Origin of the sequence: Oceanobacillus kapialis, assembly GCF_044790185.1 — a bacterium.
GTDB classification, from domain to species: Bacteria; Bacillota; Bacilli; order Bacillales; family Amphibacillaceae; genus Oceanobacillus_B; species Oceanobacillus_B kapialis.
This window is the reverse complement of the sequence record NZ_CP085256.1, coordinates 114,575-133,213: the sequence shown is the minus strand read 5'-3', so window position 1 is coordinate 133,213 and position 18,639 is coordinate 114,575. Positions and strand designations below refer to the sequence as shown.

18 protein-coding genes and 2 other annotated features are annotated in these 18,639 nt (G+C 41.6%); all 18 genes read right to left on the bottom strand.

From position 1 onward, the window contains the following. Positions 1–41 precede the first annotated feature (41 nt). The 18 genes from rpoB to radA all read right to left on the bottom strand — a co-directional run bounded on the left by rpoB (position 42) and on the right by radA (position 18,548). Positions 42–3,578, bottom strand: coding sequence for a DNA-directed RNA polymerase subunit beta (gene rpoB / locus LG273_RS00710; protein ID WP_404457053.1), 3,537 nt, complete (start codon positions 3,576–3,578; stop codon positions 42–44). Positions 3,579–3,958: 380 nt separating this feature from the next. After that, the gene (locus LG273_RS00705; RefSeq protein ID WP_404457051.1) at positions 3,959–4,561 is read right to left on the bottom strand and encodes a class I SAM-dependent methyltransferase; all 603 of its coding nucleotides are present in this window, start codon (positions 4,559–4,561) and stop codon (positions 3,959–3,961) included. A gap of 115 nt (positions 4,562–4,676) precedes the next feature. Then, on the bottom strand, positions 4,677–5,042 hold the full coding sequence (gene rplL / locus LG273_RS00700; RefSeq protein ID WP_379560392.1) for a 50S ribosomal protein L7/L12: 366 nt from the start codon (positions 5,040–5,042) through the stop codon (positions 4,677–4,679). 53 nt (positions 5,043–5,095) lie between these two features. Next, positions 5,096–5,596, bottom strand: a complete 501-nt coding sequence (rplJ, locus tag LG273_RS00695; RefSeq protein ID WP_379560393.1) for a 50S ribosomal protein L10 — start codon at positions 5,594–5,596, stop codon at positions 5,096–5,098. 77 nt (positions 5,597–5,673) lie between these two features. Next, positions 5,674–5,826: a sequence feature (ribosomal protein L10 leader region), on the bottom strand. Between the two features lie 49 nt (positions 5,827–5,875). Next, complete coding sequence (gene rplA, locus LG273_RS00690) at positions 5,876–6,574, bottom strand: 50S ribosomal protein L1 (protein ID WP_379560394.1); 699 nt, start codon at positions 6,572–6,574, stop codon at positions 5,876–5,878. Positions 6,575–6,744: 170 nt separating this feature from the next. Next, complete coding sequence (gene rplK / locus LG273_RS00685; RefSeq protein WP_379560395.1) at positions 6,745–7,170, bottom strand: 50S ribosomal protein L11; 426 nt, start codon at positions 7,168–7,170, stop codon at positions 6,745–6,747. Positions 7,171–7,333: 163 nt separating this feature from the next. Further along, complete coding sequence (nusG, locus tag LG273_RS00680) at positions 7,334–7,870, bottom strand: transcription termination/antitermination protein NusG (protein ID WP_379560396.1); 537 nt, start codon at positions 7,868–7,870, stop codon at positions 7,334–7,336. 190 nt (positions 7,871–8,060) lie between these two features. Next, on the bottom strand, positions 8,061–8,228 hold the full coding sequence (gene secE, locus LG273_RS00675; protein WP_404457048.1) for a preprotein translocase subunit SecE: 168 nt from the start codon (positions 8,226–8,228) through the stop codon (positions 8,061–8,063). Between the two features lie 52 nt (positions 8,229–8,280). Further along, complete coding sequence (gene rpmG / locus LG273_RS00670) at positions 8,281–8,430, bottom strand: 50S ribosomal protein L33 (protein WP_379560398.1); 150 nt, start codon at positions 8,428–8,430, stop codon at positions 8,281–8,283. Between the two features lie 103 nt (positions 8,431–8,533). Then, positions 8,534–9,184 (bottom strand): RNA polymerase sporulation sigma factor SigH, encoded by a 651-nt coding sequence (gene sigH / locus LG273_RS00665; RefSeq protein ID WP_379560408.1) that lies wholly within the window; start codon positions 9,182–9,184, stop codon positions 8,534–8,536. A gap of 315 nt (positions 9,185–9,499) precedes the next feature. Further along, positions 9,500–10,009, bottom strand: coding sequence for an NYN domain-containing protein (locus LG273_RS00660; RefSeq protein ID WP_404457046.1), 510 nt, complete (start codon positions 10,007–10,009; stop codon positions 9,500–9,502). A gap of 2 nt (positions 10,010–10,011) precedes the next feature. Then, complete coding sequence (rlmB, locus tag LG273_RS00655; RefSeq protein WP_404457045.1) at positions 10,012–10,755, bottom strand: 23S rRNA (guanosine(2251)-2'-O)-methyltransferase RlmB; 744 nt, start codon at positions 10,753–10,755, stop codon at positions 10,012–10,014. 1 nt (position 10,756) lies between these two features. Continuing rightward, on the bottom strand, positions 10,757–11,155 hold the full coding sequence (locus LG273_RS00650) for a Mini-ribonuclease 3 (RefSeq protein ID WP_379560401.1): 399 nt from the start codon (positions 11,153–11,155) through the stop codon (positions 10,757–10,759). 2 nt (positions 11,156–11,157) lie between these two features. After that, the gene (gene cysS / locus LG273_RS00645; protein ID WP_404457043.1) at positions 11,158–12,555 is read right to left on the bottom strand and encodes a cysteine--tRNA ligase; all 1,398 of its coding nucleotides are present in this window, start codon (positions 12,553–12,555) and stop codon (positions 11,158–11,160) included. Then, positions 12,536–13,186, bottom strand: a complete 651-nt coding sequence (gene cysE / locus LG273_RS00640; RefSeq protein ID WP_404459446.1) for a serine O-acetyltransferase — start codon at positions 13,184–13,186, stop codon at positions 12,536–12,538. The genes cysS and cysE overlap by 20 nt, the downstream gene beginning before the upstream one ends. A 90-nt stretch (positions 13,187–13,276) precedes the next feature. Then, positions 13,277–13,489: a binding site (T-box leader), on the bottom strand. A 153-nt stretch (positions 13,490–13,642) separates the two neighbouring features. Beyond that, positions 13,643–15,112, bottom strand: coding sequence for a glutamate--tRNA ligase (gltX, locus tag LG273_RS00635; RefSeq protein ID WP_379560404.1), 1,470 nt, complete (start codon positions 15,110–15,112; stop codon positions 13,643–13,645). A 699-nt stretch (positions 15,113–15,811) separates the two neighbouring features. Next, positions 15,812–16,909 (bottom strand): PIN/TRAM domain-containing protein, encoded by a 1,098-nt coding sequence (locus tag LG273_RS00630; protein WP_379563968.1) that lies wholly within the window; start codon positions 16,907–16,909, stop codon positions 15,812–15,814. Positions 16,910–17,174: 265 nt separating this feature from the next. Continuing rightward, positions 17,175–18,548, bottom strand: coding sequence for a DNA repair protein RadA (gene radA / locus LG273_RS00625; protein WP_379563970.1), 1,374 nt, complete (start codon positions 18,546–18,548; stop codon positions 17,175–17,177). Positions 18,549–18,639 lie beyond the last annotated feature (91 nt).

Sequence of the window (18,639 nt, the reverse complement as noted above, 5' to 3'; positions counted from 1 at the left end):
GGTTCCTATAACGCTATAGGAACCTATTAACCAGCTTTTAACTAATTACCTTCTACTTCTAAATTCAGTTTACTTGCTTGTTGTGTGTCCTCTTCTTCCAACTCACGCATATCAATCTCTTCTTCATCACTGGAAAGCATTTTTACATCCATTCCAAGACTTTGAAGTTCTTTGATTAGTACTTTGAAAGATTCAGGTACGCCTGGTTCAGGAACATTGTCACCTTTTACAATGGATTCATATGTTTTCACACGTCCAACAATATCATCGGATTTAACCGTTAATATTTCTTGTAGTGTATATGCAGCTCCATATGCTTCAAGTGCCCAAACCTCCATCTCACCGAAACGCTGTCCACCGAATTGTGCTTTACCACCAAGCGGCTGTTGCGTAACAAGTGAATATGGTCCTGTTGAACGGGCGTGCAATTTATCATCAACCATGTGGGCAAGTTTAATCATGTACATGACTCCAACTGACACACGGTTATCAAACGGTTCTCCGCTTCTACCATCATAAAGGATGGTTTTCGCGTCACGAGGCATTCCCGCTTCTTCAAGTGTTTCCCATACATCTTCTTCTGTAGCTCCATCAAATACTGGTGAAGCAACATGCAGTCCAAGCTGTCTTGCAGCCATTCCAAGATGTAACTCAAACACCTGTCCAATGTTCATACGCGATGGAACCCCTAGAGGGTTAAGCATAATATCAATTGGCGTGCCATCAGGCAAGAACGGCATATCTTCCTCAGGTAATATTTTGGAAATTACACCTTTGTTACCGTGACGTCCGGCCATTTTATCGCCCTCATGAATTTTACGTTTCTGAACGATGTAAGCACGAACTAGTTGGTTTACTCCTGGTGGTAATTCGTCCCCGTCTTCACGGTTAAAGATCTTAACATCATGGACAATTCCGCCAGCACCATGTGGTACACGTAAGGAAGTATCCCTTACCTCACGAGCTTTTTCACCGAAAATTGCATGAAGCAGACGTTCTTCGGCAGATAGCTCTGTTACCCCTTTTGGAGTTACTTTTCCTACAAGAATATCGCCATCAGTTACTTCAGCACCGATCCGAATAATACCATGTTCATTCAGGTTTTTCAGTGCGTCTTCTCCGACGTTCGGGATATCTCTTGTAATTTCTTCAGGTCCAAGCTTTGTATCACGAGCTTCAGACTCATATTCTTCGATGTGAATAGACGTATACACATCGTCTTTTACAAGTCTTTCACTCATAATGATCGCATCTTCATAGTTGTAGCCTTCCCATGTCATGAAGCCTACAAGAACGTTACGCCCTAGCGCAAGCTCCCCGTCTTCCATGGAAGGACCATCCGCTAAAATTTCACCTTTTGTTACACGGTTGCCTTCACTCACGATCGGGCGCTGGTTGTAACAAGTTCCTTGGTTGGAACGGATGAATTTTTGTAGCTTATAGCGATCTAAATCACCTTGCACTTCTTTGCCGTCCACTTCGGAAATGCGGCGAACGTGAATTTCTTTTGCTTCCACACGTTCTACGATTCCTTCATGGCGACAAATGATAGCAGCACCGGAGTCTTTACCATTCACATATTCCATTCCAGTACCAACAATAGGTGCTTCAGGGTTCATTAACGGAACAGCCTGACGTTGCATGTTCGCTCCCATTAGAGCACGGTTGGAGTCATCATTCTCTAAGAATGGAATACAAGCTGTCGCAGCCGATACTACCTGTTTTGGTGATACGTCCATGTAATCAATTTGGTCACGAGGAACGATTGTGTTCTCCCCGCGGAAACGCGCGATTACTTCTTCATCCACAAAGTTACCTTCATCGCCTAACTTCGCATTAGCCTGTGCAACCACATAGTTATCCTCTTCATCAGCTGTCAGATAATCAATTTGTGCGGTAACTCTTCCTGTTTCAGGGTCTACGCGACGATAAGGTGTTTCGATAAATCCGAACTTATTCACCTTTGCGAAACTTGAGAGAGAGTTAATCAAACCGATGTTTGGTCCCTCTGGCGTTTCAATCGGACACATACGGCCATAGTGAGAGTAGTGAACGTCACGTACTTCAAACCCAGCACGTTCACGTGTCAAACCACCTGGTCCAAGTGCAGAAAGACGACGCTTATGCGTTAACTCTGCAAGTGGATTGGTTTGGTCCATGAATTGTGAAAGCTGTGAACTACCAAAGAATTCTTTGATCGAAGCAATTACTGGACGAATGTTGATTAATTGCTGTGGTGTAATGCTTGAAGTGTCTTGAATAGACATTCTCTCACGTACCACACGTTCCATTCGTGATAGACCAATACGGAATTGGTTCTGCAGCAACTCTCCAACAGAACGCAAACGACGGTTCCCAAGATGGTCAATATCGTCTGTGTCTCCTACCTGGTGTAACAGGTTAAAGAAATAGCTGATCGCTGATAGAATATCGGCAGGCGTAATATTTTTCACGCTTGTATCGACATCGGCATTACCAATTACGTTTAGTTCTCTTTCACCACTCGGGTCTGTCGGATCCACAATTTTGATAGATTGTAATGTTACTTCTTCTTCAAGCACTCCATCTTGTGGTTGAAATTCGATTTCGCCAAGCTTTTCTTCCGCTTTGTCTAAATAAGGAATTAGTTTATTTAGCACTTTACGTTCAAGCTTTTCGCCCTTCTCTGCAAGAACTTCTCCAGTTTCCGGGTCTACAACCGTCTCAGCCAGCACTTGGTTAAACAGTCGGTTTTTTATGTGTAATTTTTTATTCATTTTATAGCGTCCAACATGCGCTAAGTCATATCTTTTCGGATCAAAGAATCGTGAAACTAAAAGACTCTTCGCATTATCGACTGTTGGTGGCTCACCAGGACGAAGTCGCTCATAAATTTCCAGTAGCGCTTTTTCCGTTGTTTCGGTATTATCTTTTTCAAGTGTGTTTTTCAAATACTCATTATCACCAAGAAGGTCGATAATCTCCTGATCTGTACCAAATCCAAGGGCACGAAGAAGCACTGTGATCGGCAACTTACGTGTACGGTCGATACGAACATAGGCAACGTCCTTGGCATCTGTTTCAAATTCAAGCCAAGCTCCCCTATTGGGAATAACCGTAGCAGCTACGCCCCTCTTACCGTTTTTGTCTATCTTTTCGTTGTAGTAGACACTTGGTGAACGTACGAGCTGGGAAACAATTACCCGTTCCGCACCATTAATCACGAAAGTACCTGTATCAGTCATTAATGGGAAGTCACCCATAAATACTTCCTGCTCTTTTACTTCACCGGTCTCATTATTAATCAAACGGACCTTCACGCGAAGCGGAGCATTGTACGTAACGTCTCTTTCCTTTGATTCATCAACAGGATATTTCGGTTCACCGAGACTGTAATCTACAAACTCTAGCGATAAATTACCTGTAAAATCTTCAATAGGAGAGATGTCTCTAAACATTTCCCGCAAACCTTCTTCTAAGAACCACTCATAAGAAGCGGTTTGAATCTCAATCAGGTTTGGCAACTCTAATACTTCACTAATACGCGCATAGCTCCTGCGTTGGCGGTGCCGTCCATACTGAACTAGTTGACCTGTCAACTGCTTCACCCCTTAAATCATGCATTCATTGTAGATTTCTCTACGCAGAATGGGTTATTATATTTAGGAAAACATACTAAAATAGCCTGTTTTCCGGTTCTAGCAAACAAACATCAATGTTACTGTTCAGCAAACATACTGAACAAACTTGTAATCCGGAGTTACTACAAGCATTATATAATGTGAAAAAATGCTAGAGAAACGTAAAATAAAAAATAGAAAAAAGGCTTTTTTGAGAAAAACCGTTTCTTATTTTATCCGATTTTACAAGTGTCCCCGATCACCTGTAAATTATACGTTTCAGTTTTTATGAAAATACTTCTTGACAGAAGAACCCCCATGTTAGCATTTTCCTATCTTAACATAACAAAATAGAGCGGTCAAACATTTAGAGCCCTTAAAATAAAGTAGCCTTTATCTTTCGCTACGACCTCTACTTCATGAAACAATGTTTCTAACTTATTTATTGCTGATGGCGCGCCTTGTTTTTTTTGGATCACAATCCAAAGCTCTCCACCTTTAGATAAAGCAGATTGCGCATCCTCAAATAACTGGTGAACAATCTTTTTCCCTGCCCTTATCGGAGGGTTTGTTAGGATGGCAGCAAAATCATTTTTTGTCACCTGTGAAAATAGGTCACTTTGAAAAACGGTTGTATTAGATAATCGGTTTGACTTGGTATTCTTCTCAGCAAGCTCCACCGCACGCTCGTTTACATCTGCCATATAAACATTGCGGTCTGGAAATTGATCTGCCAGCGCAATACCAATCGGACCGTAGCCACATCCCATATCAAGAAAGTCTCCATCTATTTTCGGTTCAACGAATTGTTCGATAAGTAATCGAGACCCAAAATCAATGTCATCCTTCGAAAAAACACCGCCATCGCTTGTAAAGGTGTAGGATTTCCCGCGTAATGTGTAATTCCATGTCTTTGGTGAACGTTTAGAATGAGGTTGTTGTGAAAAGTAATGCTCAGACATTTGGCACCTACTTTTTAATAGATTTGCGAAGATACGATTAGCCGGGCTGCCATCGTTAAAGGTTTATACATAGAGAGCCCGCCGCATGAAATACGACGAGCTCCCAATATGGAAATTACTTAACTTCTACAGTTGCGCCAGCTTCTTCTAGCTTAGCTTTAACTTCTTCAGCTTCTTCTTTAGAAACGGCTTCTTTAACAGCTTTTGGTGCGTTATCAACTAAGTCTTTTGCGTCTTTAAGACCAAGACCAGTGATTTCACGTACAGCTTTAACAACTTTAATTTTTGATGCTCCAGCACTTTCAAGTACTGCATCAAATTCAGTTTTCTCTTCAGCAGCTTCTCCAGCTCCTGCGCCACCAGCTACTGCAACTGGTGCTGCAGCTGTTACACCAAATTCTTCTTCAATTGCTTTAACTAGGTCGTTAAGATCTAGAACTGACATTTCTTTAATCGCATCAATGATTTGTTCTTTTGTCATGATTAAATTGCCTCCTAATTTAATTGTTTTTAATTTATCACGCTAGGCACAAATTAAGCGCCTTGTTCTTCTTTTTGCTCCGCAATTGCTTTTGTAGCATAAGCGAAGTTTCGTACTGGTGCTTGAAGCACGCTAAGCAGCATAGAAACCATGCCTTCGTAATTCGGAAGATCTGCAAGCTCTTTGATTTGATCAAGCGTTGCAACTTTCCCTTCAATTACTCCACCTTTAATTTCCAACGCTTCGTTCTTTTTCGCGAAATCGTTAAGAATTCTTGCTGGTGCTACTACGTCATCATTACTGAAAGCTAGTGCAGTTGGTCCAACCAACGTTTCGCTTAGTTCAGTTAACTCAGCAGCTTCAACAGCACGGCGAGCCATTGTGTTTTTGTATACTTTGAAATCAATTCCAGCTTCACGTAGTTGTTTACGTAATTCTGTCACTTCCGCCACATCAAGACCACGGTAGTCAACAACTACTGAAGTTTGGCTTGTACGGAATTTTTCAGCGATTTCTTCTACAAGCTGTTTCTTTTGCTCAATAATACCGGACATTCTTCCACCTCCTGTTTGACAATTATCATACCGTATCGTAACCGAAATCTGCCCAGAGCCATTAAGAACATCTCATGCTCTATATCAAAAGAAGCTCCCGCGCAGACACGGGAGCTTACTATAACATACGACAATCATTACGGATTCATCGATCTGTTTTATAAACACCTCGGCAGGATATTAAGCGGAGAATCCGCACCTACTGTCTACGGTACAACGTATTTTTTTTATTCAACGCCTATTAGTATACCTCGAATTTCTCCAAGAGTCAACTACTAATTAACCGCGAGTATAAGCTGATGCGTCTACTTTTACGCCAGGACCCATTGTTGAAGCAATTGAAGCATTCTTCATATAAGTTCCTTTTGCCGCTTGTGGTTTAACTTTTACAAGCTGTTCAGTAAGAGCCGCAAAGTTCTCGATTAATTTCTCATTGTCAAAAGAAATTTTTCCGATTGGTACATGAATGTTGGATTGCTTATCAACGCGGTATTCTACTTTACCTGCTTTGATATCTTTCACTGCTTTCTCAACTTCAAATGTTACTGTACCAGTTTTCGGGTTTGGCATTAGACCTTTGGGTCCTAATACACGACCTAGTTTACCAACTTCAGCCATCATATCTGGAGTAGCAACGATTACGTCAAATTCAAACCAACCTTGGTTAATTTGGTTGATGTAATCAGCATCTCCAACATAGTCAGCTCCTGCTGCTTCTGCCTCTTTTGCTTTATCGCCTTTGGCAAAAACCAAGACGCGTTGTGTTTTACCAGTACCGTGTGGTAGAACCATTGCTCCACGGATTTGCTGGTCTGCTTTCTTAGGATCTACTCCCAAACGGAAAGCTGCTTCTACTGTTTCATCGAAGTTAGCTCTTGCTGCTTCTTTTACTAGAGAAACTGCTTCAGCTATCTCATATGATTTTGAACGATCAACAAGCTTTAGTGCTTCTTGATGCTTTTTACCTTTTTTAGCCATTTTATTTCCTCCTCTATTGTGGTTATAACGGTAATACCTCCCACTTACAGAAGCCAACTAGCTTCCATAAAGCTGTGACAACATCCCTAGAGGGTGTCACATTCACGAAAAAGGTTGCGAGTATGGCATACTATTCGCAACCTGTACCGTATTGTGCTTAACGAGAACAATTAGTCCTCGATGGTGATTCCCATGCTGCGCGCAGTTCCTTCAACCATGCGCATCGCTGCATCTACATCAGCAGCATTTAAATCAGGCATTTTTGTTTCTGCGATTTCTTTTACTTGATCGCGTTTAACAGAAGCGACCTTATTACGGTTCGGCTCACCTGAAGCAGTTTCAATACCTGCTGCTTTTTTCAACAGTACTGCTGCCGGTGGAGTTTTCGTAATAAATGTAAATGAACGGTCTTCAAAAACCGTGATTTCAACAGGAATAATCATACCCGCTTGATCTTGAGTACGTGCGTTGAATTCTTTACAGAATCCCATGATATTCACACCTGCTTGACCTAGTGCTGGTCCTACTGGTGGTGCCGGATTCGCTTTTCCAGCTGGAATTTGTAGCTTTACTAATTTAATTACTTTTTTAGCCACGAGACACACCTCCTTAAAGTCCGTGATGTGGTAATAGGGGATTTTCCCCTCCCACTCCTATTTTCCATCGCGCTCGCGTTAGAGTGCATGAATAACAAAAGAATTTTAGCATGAATTTAAAAATAATGCAAGGTTTTGTCCGATTATTTCTTTCAGACAACCTTTAGGATAGCTTTTCAATCTGTGAAAAGTCTAATTCTACCGGTGTTTCCCTACCGAACATATTTACATGAACCTTGACCTTTTGTTTATCAATGTCAATATGCTCAATAGAACCTGTGAAGTCTGTAAATGGACCGTCTGTTACGCGGACATTTTCCTTCAATTCGAAGTCTATCTGAACAACAGACTCTTCGACACCCATGCGTTTTAAAACCGTCTCTACTTCTTCCGGTAAAAGAGGGGTCGGTTTTGTTCCTCCACCACTCGATCCGATAAAGCCCGTAACGCCTGGAGTGTTTCGCACAACATACCAGGAATCATCGGTCATAACCATCTCTGTCAACACATAACCTGGGAAGAATTTTTTCTTCAATACCTTCTTTTTCCCATTTTTAATTTCTGTTTCTTCGTCTTCTGGGACGATGACACGGAAAATCTTGTCTTCCATTCCCATTGATTCAACGCGTTTCTCTAAGTTCATTTTTACCTTGTTTTCATAACCAGAGTACGTATGGACCACATACCAATTTTTCTCCATTTAATCAGGACAATATTGCTTGTCCTTCCCTCCCTTTATTTAATAATGAGATCAGATTTATGTGTGTGTGCATAATCTAAGCACCAGAATTTATTTTTTTACAATTTAAAAAACCCGTTAAGACGGGTTTCTCGAAATGTACTATTAATTTCCATTATAGCATAATTACACTGCAATTATTCAACAAATATTATAGCAGATTTAAAATTTGAGTTATTCCAAGGTCAATCAAGAAGAAAAACAACGCCACAAATACTACTGTGGATATAACTGTTATCGTATAACTAGTCAGTTCCTTACCTTTTGGCCAGCTGACTTTCTTCATCTCTCTTGAAACATTTCGCAAGAACTTAAACATGTTCGTACCCCCATCGTTTACCGGAATCTCCAATATGCTGATAAACATTTAGTTATTTTGTTTCTCGGTGCAACGTATGCTTACCACATGTTTTGCAGTATTTTCGCACTTCCAAGCGCTCTGCCTGGGTGGATATGTTTTTATTCGTTGAATAATTTCTGCTTGAACAAATTGCACACGCCAGTGTTATTTTTCTACTCATTGCTTCACCCCGTATATGGGTTGTCCCGTCACAAAGCGCCTTCTATTTCAGGCGCTAAATATATCTATAATGTAGCATGGTTGCAACGTCGTGTCAACGCGACTTAGTAGGAAATATCGTTTGCCTCTAATAGCTGCTCCAATTTTTTCTTCACTCGTTGGAGTGCATTATCAATAGATTTCACATGGCGTTTTAGATTAACCGAAATCTCTTGATAGGTACAGCCATCCAGGTACAGATGCAACACTTTCTTTTCTAACTCGCTCAATAATTCGGACAATTTAAGTTCCATATCGCCAAACTTTTCTCTATGCAAAAGCATTTCCTGTGGGTCAATCGCTTCAGAGCCGGCAATGACGTCAAGCAGTGTTCGTTCAGACTCCTCATCGTACATCGGCTTGTCCAATGACACATAGGAATTGAGCGGGATATGCTTTTGCCTTGTTGCTGTTTTGATAGCCGTAATAATTTGCCTTGTGACACATAATTCGGCAAAGGCTTTAAAAGAGGAGAGCTTGTCCTCGTCAAAGTCACGAATCGCTTTGTAAAGGCCAATCATTCCTTCCTGAATAATATCCTCTTTATCTGCACCAATAAGAAAATAAGTGCGGGCTTTCGCTCTTACGAAATTACGGTATTTTTGGATTAGGAAATCAAGCGCATGGCTATCCCCTTCATGCACTAATTGCAGTATCTCATCGTCATCAAGCGTTTGCAAGTTCACTGAATCTGTCTTTAATGGCTTGACATTCACCAAGTTTGACCTCCTGACTACAACGCAGTCACTATAACGAGAGCGGTCTTAAAATAAATCACATGCTTATCTAAGACAATTAAGCTTACCATTGCTGGATTCCCTAACCGCGCCATGTCCGTTATGATTAAGAACATTATACAGGAAGCGTTTTACCCTAGTCAATACACCGTAGGAAAGATTTAACAGTGATTTAAAAAACATATAGCTGCTTTACTAGTATTTGAATGCTGGGAGCGGGGGCTTTGTCTGCATCAGGTGGGGGTACGATTACTAAGAATAACGGTAACCCAAACGGTCCCCCAACTCTCGTGATTAGAGCCCGCCTCTTCGCCACCTTTCAAATTTTTCCTGGATTTCTTTATCAAGCACGATCTTTGTCTTCGATTGAGCTTTTTTATGCTGTTCAATCGTGGCCTCAATGTCCCGTTCAATATTCCTTAATTCAATTTGCAGCTCTCTAGCAGATTTCCTCAGTGCACCTTGGCCAAAAATAGTGCGCTGTTCGGCATAATCGGATGTTGCAACATAAACCTGTGTTCGCACATTTTTTAGTGTTCTAACCAGCTTTTCAATACACTCATCTGCAGTTTCTTTTTCTTTTGTAAAGATAATTTCTACTTTAAACGTTTTTGTTTTACTTGTGATCCCTCTGACATAATACGCATCGAATACTACAATTACCCGGTGTCCTGAATAAGCCTGGTACTCTGCCATTAGCTCGATGAGCCGATCACGAGCTTGTCCAATATCCTTTTCCTTTAACTGCTTTAGTTCCTCCCAGTCGCCAATGATGTTATAGCCATCTACTACAAGAACAATCACTCCTAACCACCAGCCGGATGCCTTTTACGGAATACCTCATATAGTAACAGCCCACATGCTACAGAAGCATTTAAAGATGTCACATTTCCAACCATTGGCAGGCTGACAGTCCAATCACATTTTTTTCGAACCAAGCGACTTATCCCTTTTCCTTCATTTCCGATCACTAAAGCGATTGGCAAAGCTCCGTCTAATTGGCGATAATCCTCTGTTGCCTCAGCTTCTGTCCCAACGACCCATACATTTCGCTCTTTAAGTTCCTCTATCGTGTTTGCAATATTGGTAACACGCGCTACAGGTATATGCTCCATTGCGCCAGCTGCTGTTTTCGCAACAGTTGCTGTCAGTCCTACTGATCTACGTTTAGGAATAATAACACCGTGGACTCCCACCGCATCTGCTGTCCGCAAAATGGACCCAAGATTATGAGGATCTTCTAGTTCATCTAATATGATAAAAAAGGGCGCCTCCTGCTTTTCTTCCGCTTTATTAAACAAATCCTCTAGTGAGGCGTATTGATAAGAAGCAACATAAGCAATGACACCTTGATGGTTCTCCTTTGAAAGCTGATCCAATTTATTTCTTGGAACTTTTTGGACGACTGTTCCCGCTTCTTTTGCTGCCTGATGAAGTTTTCCTAACATATTGCTATTCAATTGCTCTGAAACCATTACTTTATTAACCGATCTGCCTGACTTTAGTGCTTCCATAACCGGGTTCTTGCCAATAATCATTTCTTGATCCATGTTACTCCATCCTCCCTTCTGTCCATTCCACCGCTTCCTGCAACAGCTGCTGCAATCTTACTTCGTTTTTCATTAAATAATGGTAGCCAATTAACGCTTCAAAAGCTGTGCTATAACGATAGGTTTGTACACTAATGTTTTTAGGGATTGTGCCCGACTTAGCGTTTCGCCCGCGGGTCACAACCTTTTCCTCTTCTTCTGTTAAATGCTTTGTTTCAAGCCAGTGCAAAATAATGGTTGCCTGCGCTTTTCCCGATACAAACTTTATGGCCCGCTGATGAAGCTGGTTTGGTTTCACCTGGCCAGAATCCAGGAGATGCTCGCGTACATACACTTCATAAATCGCATCTCCCATATAGGCAAGAGCCAAGCTTTTCATTTGCTTTACATTCCGCTCCATGGTTAACCTCGCTTCCAGCGTACTCCTTGTGGTGTATCCTCAAGGATGATTCCCTGTTCTTTTAAACTGTCTCTAATTTCATCTGCTCTTGCAAAATCGCGGTTTTTCCGCGCTTCATTACGTTCTTGGATAAGCGACTCGATGTCCTCATCCAACAGGCTCGCTTCTTCTTTTAATTCGATGCCAAGTACTTTAAGCATGGAAGCAATTGCCCCTTGGAATGCTTCAATCACATCCGTGCTTGTTTGTTTCGATTCTAAATACACATTGGCATCCTTTGCTAGATCAAATAAAACAGAAATGGCATTTGCCGTATTGAAGTCATCCTCCATTTCCGCCTCGAAATTGCCTTTATGTTCCTCTACTTTACGGAGCCATTCAAGGTTCTTTTCTAAATTCATGCTAGAGGCTTTTCGATGTTCAAGATTAAAATAAGAGGTTTTAATTCGATCCAAGCTACTTTTGGCACTTTCCAAAAGCTGTTCCGTAAAGTTAATCGGATTACGATAGTGCACACTTAGCATAAAGAAGCGCAGCACCTGTGGATCATGGTGATTAATCAAATCTCTTGTTAACACAAAATTCCCAAGCGATTTCGACATTTTTTCGTTATCAATATTAATATACCCGTTGTGCATCCAATATCTTGCAAAGGATTTACCTGTCATCGCCTCAGATTGAGCTATTTCGTTTTCGTGGTGTGGAAAAGCAAGGTCTTGCCCACCCGCGTGAATATCGATGGTGTCCCCAAGGTATTTCTTGGCCATTGCCGAGCATTCAATATGCCAACCAGGTCGGCCGCTCCCCCATGGCGTCTCCCAAGCAATCTCCCCATCTTTCGCATTTTTCCAAAGTGCGAAGTCCAGTGGATCCTCTTTCTTTTCTCCAACTTGAATTCTTGCACCTGAACGTAGCTCATCAACCGACTGATGGGACAGTTTTCCGTAGCCTTCAAAAGCACGAGGCTTGAAATACACATCGCCATCTACCGTATACGCATAGCCTTTATCGATAAGGACTTGAATAAAGGAAATAATGTCCTCCATTGTATCCATTACCCGCGGGTTATGCGTGGCTTTCTTAACTCCCAGCGCGCCAACATCCTCGAGGTATGCATCAATAAAGCGGTTCGCAATGGATGGAACCTCTTCTCCAAGCTCTTTAGCCGTTTTAATAATTTTATCATCCACATCTGTAAAGTTAAGCATATAGTCTACATGAAAGCCTTTGTATTCAAAAAATCTTCTTACTGTATCAAATACAATTGCGGGACGAGCATTCCCAATATGAATATAATTATAAACAGTCGGGCCACACACATACATGCTGACCTTTCCTTCTTCTAAAGGTTTAAATTCTTCTTTTTGCCGTGTAAGTGTATTATAAATTTTTATTGGCATTGCTATTCCCTTCCTTCAATTGAGCTAATTCCATATTTAATTCATCGATTTCCCTTTGAAGTTGCTGACAACGGTCGTGCACCGGGTCTGGTAAGTTGTTGTGATCCAGATCTCTTCTCACTTTTTCTCCATTTCGCTTTACCACTTTTCCCGGAATCCCAACAACGGTTGCATGGTCCGGGACATCCTCAAGCACCACAGATCCAGCCCCTACTTTTGCACCTTCACCAATCGTAATCGAGCCAAGCACCTTGGCCCCTGTAGCGATAAGAGCTTTGTCTTTTAAGGTTGGATGCCTTTTCCCTTTTTCCTTGCCAGTACCTCCAAGTGTTACACCTTGAAAAATGGTTACATCATTTCCTATTTCACAAGTCTCTCCAATGACCACTCCCATGCCATGATCAATAAACAAACGTCTCCCAATCTTAGCCGCTGGATGAATCTCAATTCCAGTTAAAAAGCGGGCTAACTGCGAAATGGCCCTTGCAAGAAAGTAAAGCTTTCGCCTATAAAACGCATTTGCGATACGGTGTGACCAAACAGCGTGTAGTCCTGAATACGTTAAAAACACCTCGATATAGGTACGGGCTGCCGGATCTTGTTCGAACACAACATCCATATCTTCTTTCATTCGCTTAAAGATCCCCAAATTACCGACCCTCCTTTTCTTTAATCATGCAAGCAACAAAGGACATTAAAAAAGCGCCTCTGTGCATGTATACACAGAGACGCTTTAGCGCGGTCCCACTCTGTTTAGAGGAATACTCCTCCCAACTCCATCTCTCGTAACGGGAGAGTACCGCCGTTATGTACTTACCTTCCATAACGGACTCCGAGGAGCACTTCAAAAACAATGCTTAAAACCGCTCACAGCCAAGGCAGTTCTCTCTGAATAAGCAGCTTGCTTTTTACTTTCCCTCTTCAACGTTCCTATATAGCGAATACTCGTGGAGGAGTTTGGATGGTATAGAAGCGACCTCGGATTCATTTGCCCTATTATCGCCAACCATTCCATTCCTCGCAACAAGCATTTTGAAATCAAGTTTATATTCCATACTATATTATATTTATCTAAGTATGTGAATTATTACGCTCCTAATTGTTTCAGAACCTGATCCAATCTTTGTAGGATAACCTCTTTACCAAGCAACTCAATAGCCATTGGAAGCTCTGGACCATGTGTTTGACCAGTTGTAGCAACGCGGATTGGCATAAACAGCTTTTTACCACGATGGCCTGTTTCCTTTTGTGTCGCTTTAATCTGTGCCTTAATTTCATCTTTCGCGAAAACATCAAGATGGATTAACTTGTCGGCGAACACTTGTAATACTTCTGGCACTTGTTCCTCCTGAAGTACATCCATAGCACCTTCATCATAGCTTAAGGACTCATTAAAGAACAGTTCTGTCAGCTCAACAATTTCAGCACCATAGCGTAATTGTTCACTGTATAGGGAAATAACAGATTCCGCCCATTCTCTAGTTTGCTGGTCCATATCCTCTGGAAGTTTACCAGCTTTAATTAATTGTGGCATAGCAAGGTCAACCACCTTGTCTAATTCCAATGCTTTAATATATTCGTTGTTCATCCATTTCAGTTTATGACGATCAAAGATAGCAGCAGAGGTAGATAGACGCTCTGGATCAAAAATCTCAATTAATGTTTGCTTATCAAAAATTTCTTCCTCACCAACCGGTGACCAGCCAAGCAATGTAATGAAATTGAACAATGCTTCTGGTAAATAGCCAAGGTTTCTATATTGCTCAATGAACTGCAGGATATGCTCATCTCGCTTGCTAAGCTTTTTCCGCTCTTCATTCAAGATAAGTGTCATATGACCAAAGGTTGGCGGCTCCCAACCAAATGCATCATATACCATCATTTGCTTCGGCGTGTTAGAAATATGCTCTTCCCCGCGTAATACATGAGAAATTTCCATTAAATGATCATCAATCGCAACCGCAAAGTTATACGTTGGGATACCATTTTTCTTCACAATAACCCAGTCACCAAAGTCTTCTGATTCGAATGTGATGTTGCTCCGTACTAGATCGTTAAACGTATACGTTTTTCCGACTGGTACGCGCATACGAATACTAGGCTTGCGGCCTTCGTTCTCAAACTGCTCTATTTGCTCTTGTGTCAGGTTGCTATGTTTTCCGGCATATTTGGGAACTTGTCCATTTGCTCGTTGCGCTTCCCGCTCTGCCTCAAGCTCTTCCTCTGTCATATAACATTTGTAGGCAAGATCTCTTTCCAGCAGCTCATCCACATATTTATTATAAAGATCAAGTCGCTCCATTTGTCGGTAGGGACCATAATTACCCCCGACGTCTGCTCCTTCATCCCATTCAATTCCAAGCCATTTTAGAAACTCCAGCTGACTTTCTTCGCCGCCTTCCACGTTTCGTTTATCATCTGTATCTTCAATTCTAATAATAAATTTACCATCAAAATGTTTCGCGTATAAGTAGTTAAATAAAGCGGTACGCGCATTTCCTATATGCAAATGGCCTGTTGGGCTTGGTGCATACCGAACACGAACTTGATTTGTCATCATAAATGCCCCCTTAGTCTTTCCTTTTTGATTGTGTATGTTATCGTATTTTGAACAAAAGCGCAAGCGCCCATTTTAAGGAACGCCGACTAAGTTCGCCTCGTCCTGAGGCAACGTCGGCATGACCCGGATCCTCCGGGCCCACGTAGCGAGTGGAAGAATCAACTGAGATAATGTTTCATGCCCCTGCATCAGGGGTATGTCGGCGTTGGCCGGCAAGGCCGGTTTTAGTCGACCTTCCTTTATTTTACGAACCGATGACGACTTTCACCACAAGGGTATAAGTGCGACTAAGCCTCTGGTTAAAAGAAAAGCGCAGAGCGTCGTTTAGAAACGTAGCGGATGGAGCGAATCAACTGAGATAAAGGAATCACGGTGAGGATACGAACCGATGATGACTTATCGTAGGGCGATGCGTGAAGCCGCCTAGTTTCTGACGCTCGGAGCTAGACACAACACCAGTCGGCAAGTCTTCTTTATCGTAGGGCGATTTCGTGAAGTCGCCTAGTTTCTGGGCGCTGGAGCTGGACGTGGCTGTTCCTGTCTAAGAACAACATACCGCCAATTTTTTATGCTTCCTTATCTAATTAAAAAAGCTAGATATGGCCTTCTACCAATGCTATGCTTTTCAACACATTTTCCTAAGTATATCAAAAAGTGATAACAATTTCTGTTATCACTTTACTAGTTATACCTTTTTTACAGTGCTTTTTCAAGTAATTTTGGTTTCGCGAAGATCATGCGACCTGCTGACGTTTGAAGGACACTTGTGATCAGCACTTCTATCGTTTTGCCGATATAATCTCTGCCTTCTTCTACCACGATCATGGTCCCATCATCAAGGTAAGCAACACCTTGATTATGCTCTTTCCCATCTTTAATCACTTGTACCACTAGCTCTTCACCTGGAAGAACTACTGGCTTCACTGCGTTCGCAAGATCATTGATATTTAAGACAGGAACACTTTGAAGGTCACAAACCTTATTTAAGTTAAAATCATTTGTGACGACAATTCCATCCATTACTTTCGCTAGCTTGATTAGTTTACTGTCTACTTCCTGAATCTCTTCAAAATCGCCTTCATAGATTTGAACCTCTACCGGCAGCTCTTTTTGAATCCGATTTAACACATCTAAGCCACGTCGTCCCCTGTTTCGTTTTAACACGTCGGAGGAATCCGCTATGTGTTGCAGCTCTCCAAGCACAAATTGCGGGATAACAATTGTCCCTTCCAAAAATTTCGTCTGACAAATATCCGCTACACGCCCGTCAATAATCACACTTGTATCAAGGATTTTTGGTTTTGGCTGCTTACTGGCAGCCTTCTCTTCTTCAGGAGCCCTTCGCTTATCCCGTTCTTTTTTATTAATGTTCATTAAGTTAACGAACTCTTCTCTGCGTCTAAAACCGACCTGGAATCCAAAATATCCTAAAAGAATCATAATAAATAGCGGTAAAACCTGTGATACTACTTCAATATTAATATCCTGTAACGGGGCACTGATAAAGTACGCGATCACTAATCCAACGATTAAACCAATACTTCCAAAAAACAAGTCTCCAGCAGGCAATTTTATGAGAGATTCCTCTACCCATTTCAGAAAACCTACAATGTAATCTCCTAACCAGTAGGATAGGAAAAATAGAATAATCGCTCCTATCACTGTTCCTAAATATGGTGATGCTATCCAACTCGCATCCGTAAAATCTAATAAATTTATAATTTCTGGTATATACAAATACCCAATGGTACCACCCAATACAATGAAAAACAAATGAACAATTCTTTTGAGCACCACTGTCACCTCCTAACCCTTATTATTACCTTTTTCCTAAATTCTAACCCTTGTATTGGAAAAAACATGCTGCCAGTAAAGCTTTAACGCCTTTTTTTATAATTGTTAAATCTCACTTACTTTTCATCTAACAAGTGAGCAAATACAGTTTATGGCAATTATCATAGCATATCTCTTTCTAATAATCAATTTGTTAAACGTATAATAGTACCATACTCCCAATTTGATTTCAAACCATTTTTACTAGATTTCTTGAAATAATGTTCTATTGGCCTAGCCCAACTTTTAGTGCTTCTTGTACGGTATCTACTCCGACTACTTCAATGCCACGAGGTGCCGTCCAGCCATCCAGGTTTTTCTTCGGACAAATTACTCGTTTAAAGCCTAGTTTTGCTGCTTCCTGTACACGTTGCTCTATGCGCGATACCCTTCTAATTTCCCCTGTTAGGCCAACTTCTCCAACAAAAATATCTTCCCCTTTTGTTGGCTGATCCCGAAAGCTTGAGGCGATACTTACAGCAATTGCCAAATCAATTGCTGGTTCGTCGAGCTTCACGCCGCCAGCTACTTTGATATAGGCGTCCTGGTTTTGCAGCATTAGACCAACTCGCTTCTCCAACACTGCCATTAATAGGGGCACACGATTGTTGTCCACACCTGTAGCCATTCTTCTTGGATTCCCAAAGCTTGAAGGCGAAATCAATGCTTGGATTTCCACAAGTACTGGTCTAGTCCCTTCCATTGATGCTACTACAGTAGAACCCGCAGCACCTTGTGACCGCTCTTCTAGAAATATTTCAGAAGGGTTCATGACTTCCCGGAGCCCTTGTTCCTTCATTTCAAAAATACCCATCTCATTTGTACTACCGAATCGATTCTTTACTCCACGTAATATACGATACGTATGATGCCTCTCTCCTTCGAAATAAAGCACGGCATCTACCATATGTTCTAAAAGTCGAGGGCCGGCAATCGATCCTTCCTTGGTAACATGCCCAACAATAAAAATAGGGATGCCATTTGATTTTGCTAGTTTCATTAATTCACTTGTTGATTCCCTAACTTGAGAAACACTTCCCGGCGCACTAGAAATCTCTTCTCGGAAGATAGTTTGAATGGAATCCACCACCACAAACGATGGTTTTATCTCTTCAATTTGTTTGGCTATATCAAATAAGTTCGTCTCAGATAAGACGTATAGTAAATCTGACGTTACCCCAAGGCGGTCCGCTCGCAACTTCGTTTGACGTGTCGATTCCTCCCCGGATATATAAAGAACGGTTAACTGTTTATCTGCAAGCTGGGAAGCGATCTGTAACAGCAAGGTTGATTTCCCAATCCCTGGGTCCCCACCGATCAAAACTAGGGATCCAGGCACAATGCCTCCGCCAAGCACACGGTTAAACTCTTTCATAGATGTTGTAATCCGCGGCTCTTTTTGTGACTCAATGGTGGTAATCTTTTCTGGCTTTCCTGCCGGTTTAGAGCCTATATTAAAAGTATGCTTAGCCGAGGAAGCCGATGCTTCTATTTCTTCGACTAACGTGTTCCAATTGTTACAACCTGGACACTTTCCCATCCATCTGGCAGACTCATAACCACAGTCCTGACATACAAATTTCGTTTTTCGTTTCGCCATATCTCTATTCCCTTCTTTGTTTCTATTATATACGTTTTATATCTTTATAAAGTTACAGGTTCCTATCAATTCATTTAAAATTTCCATATTC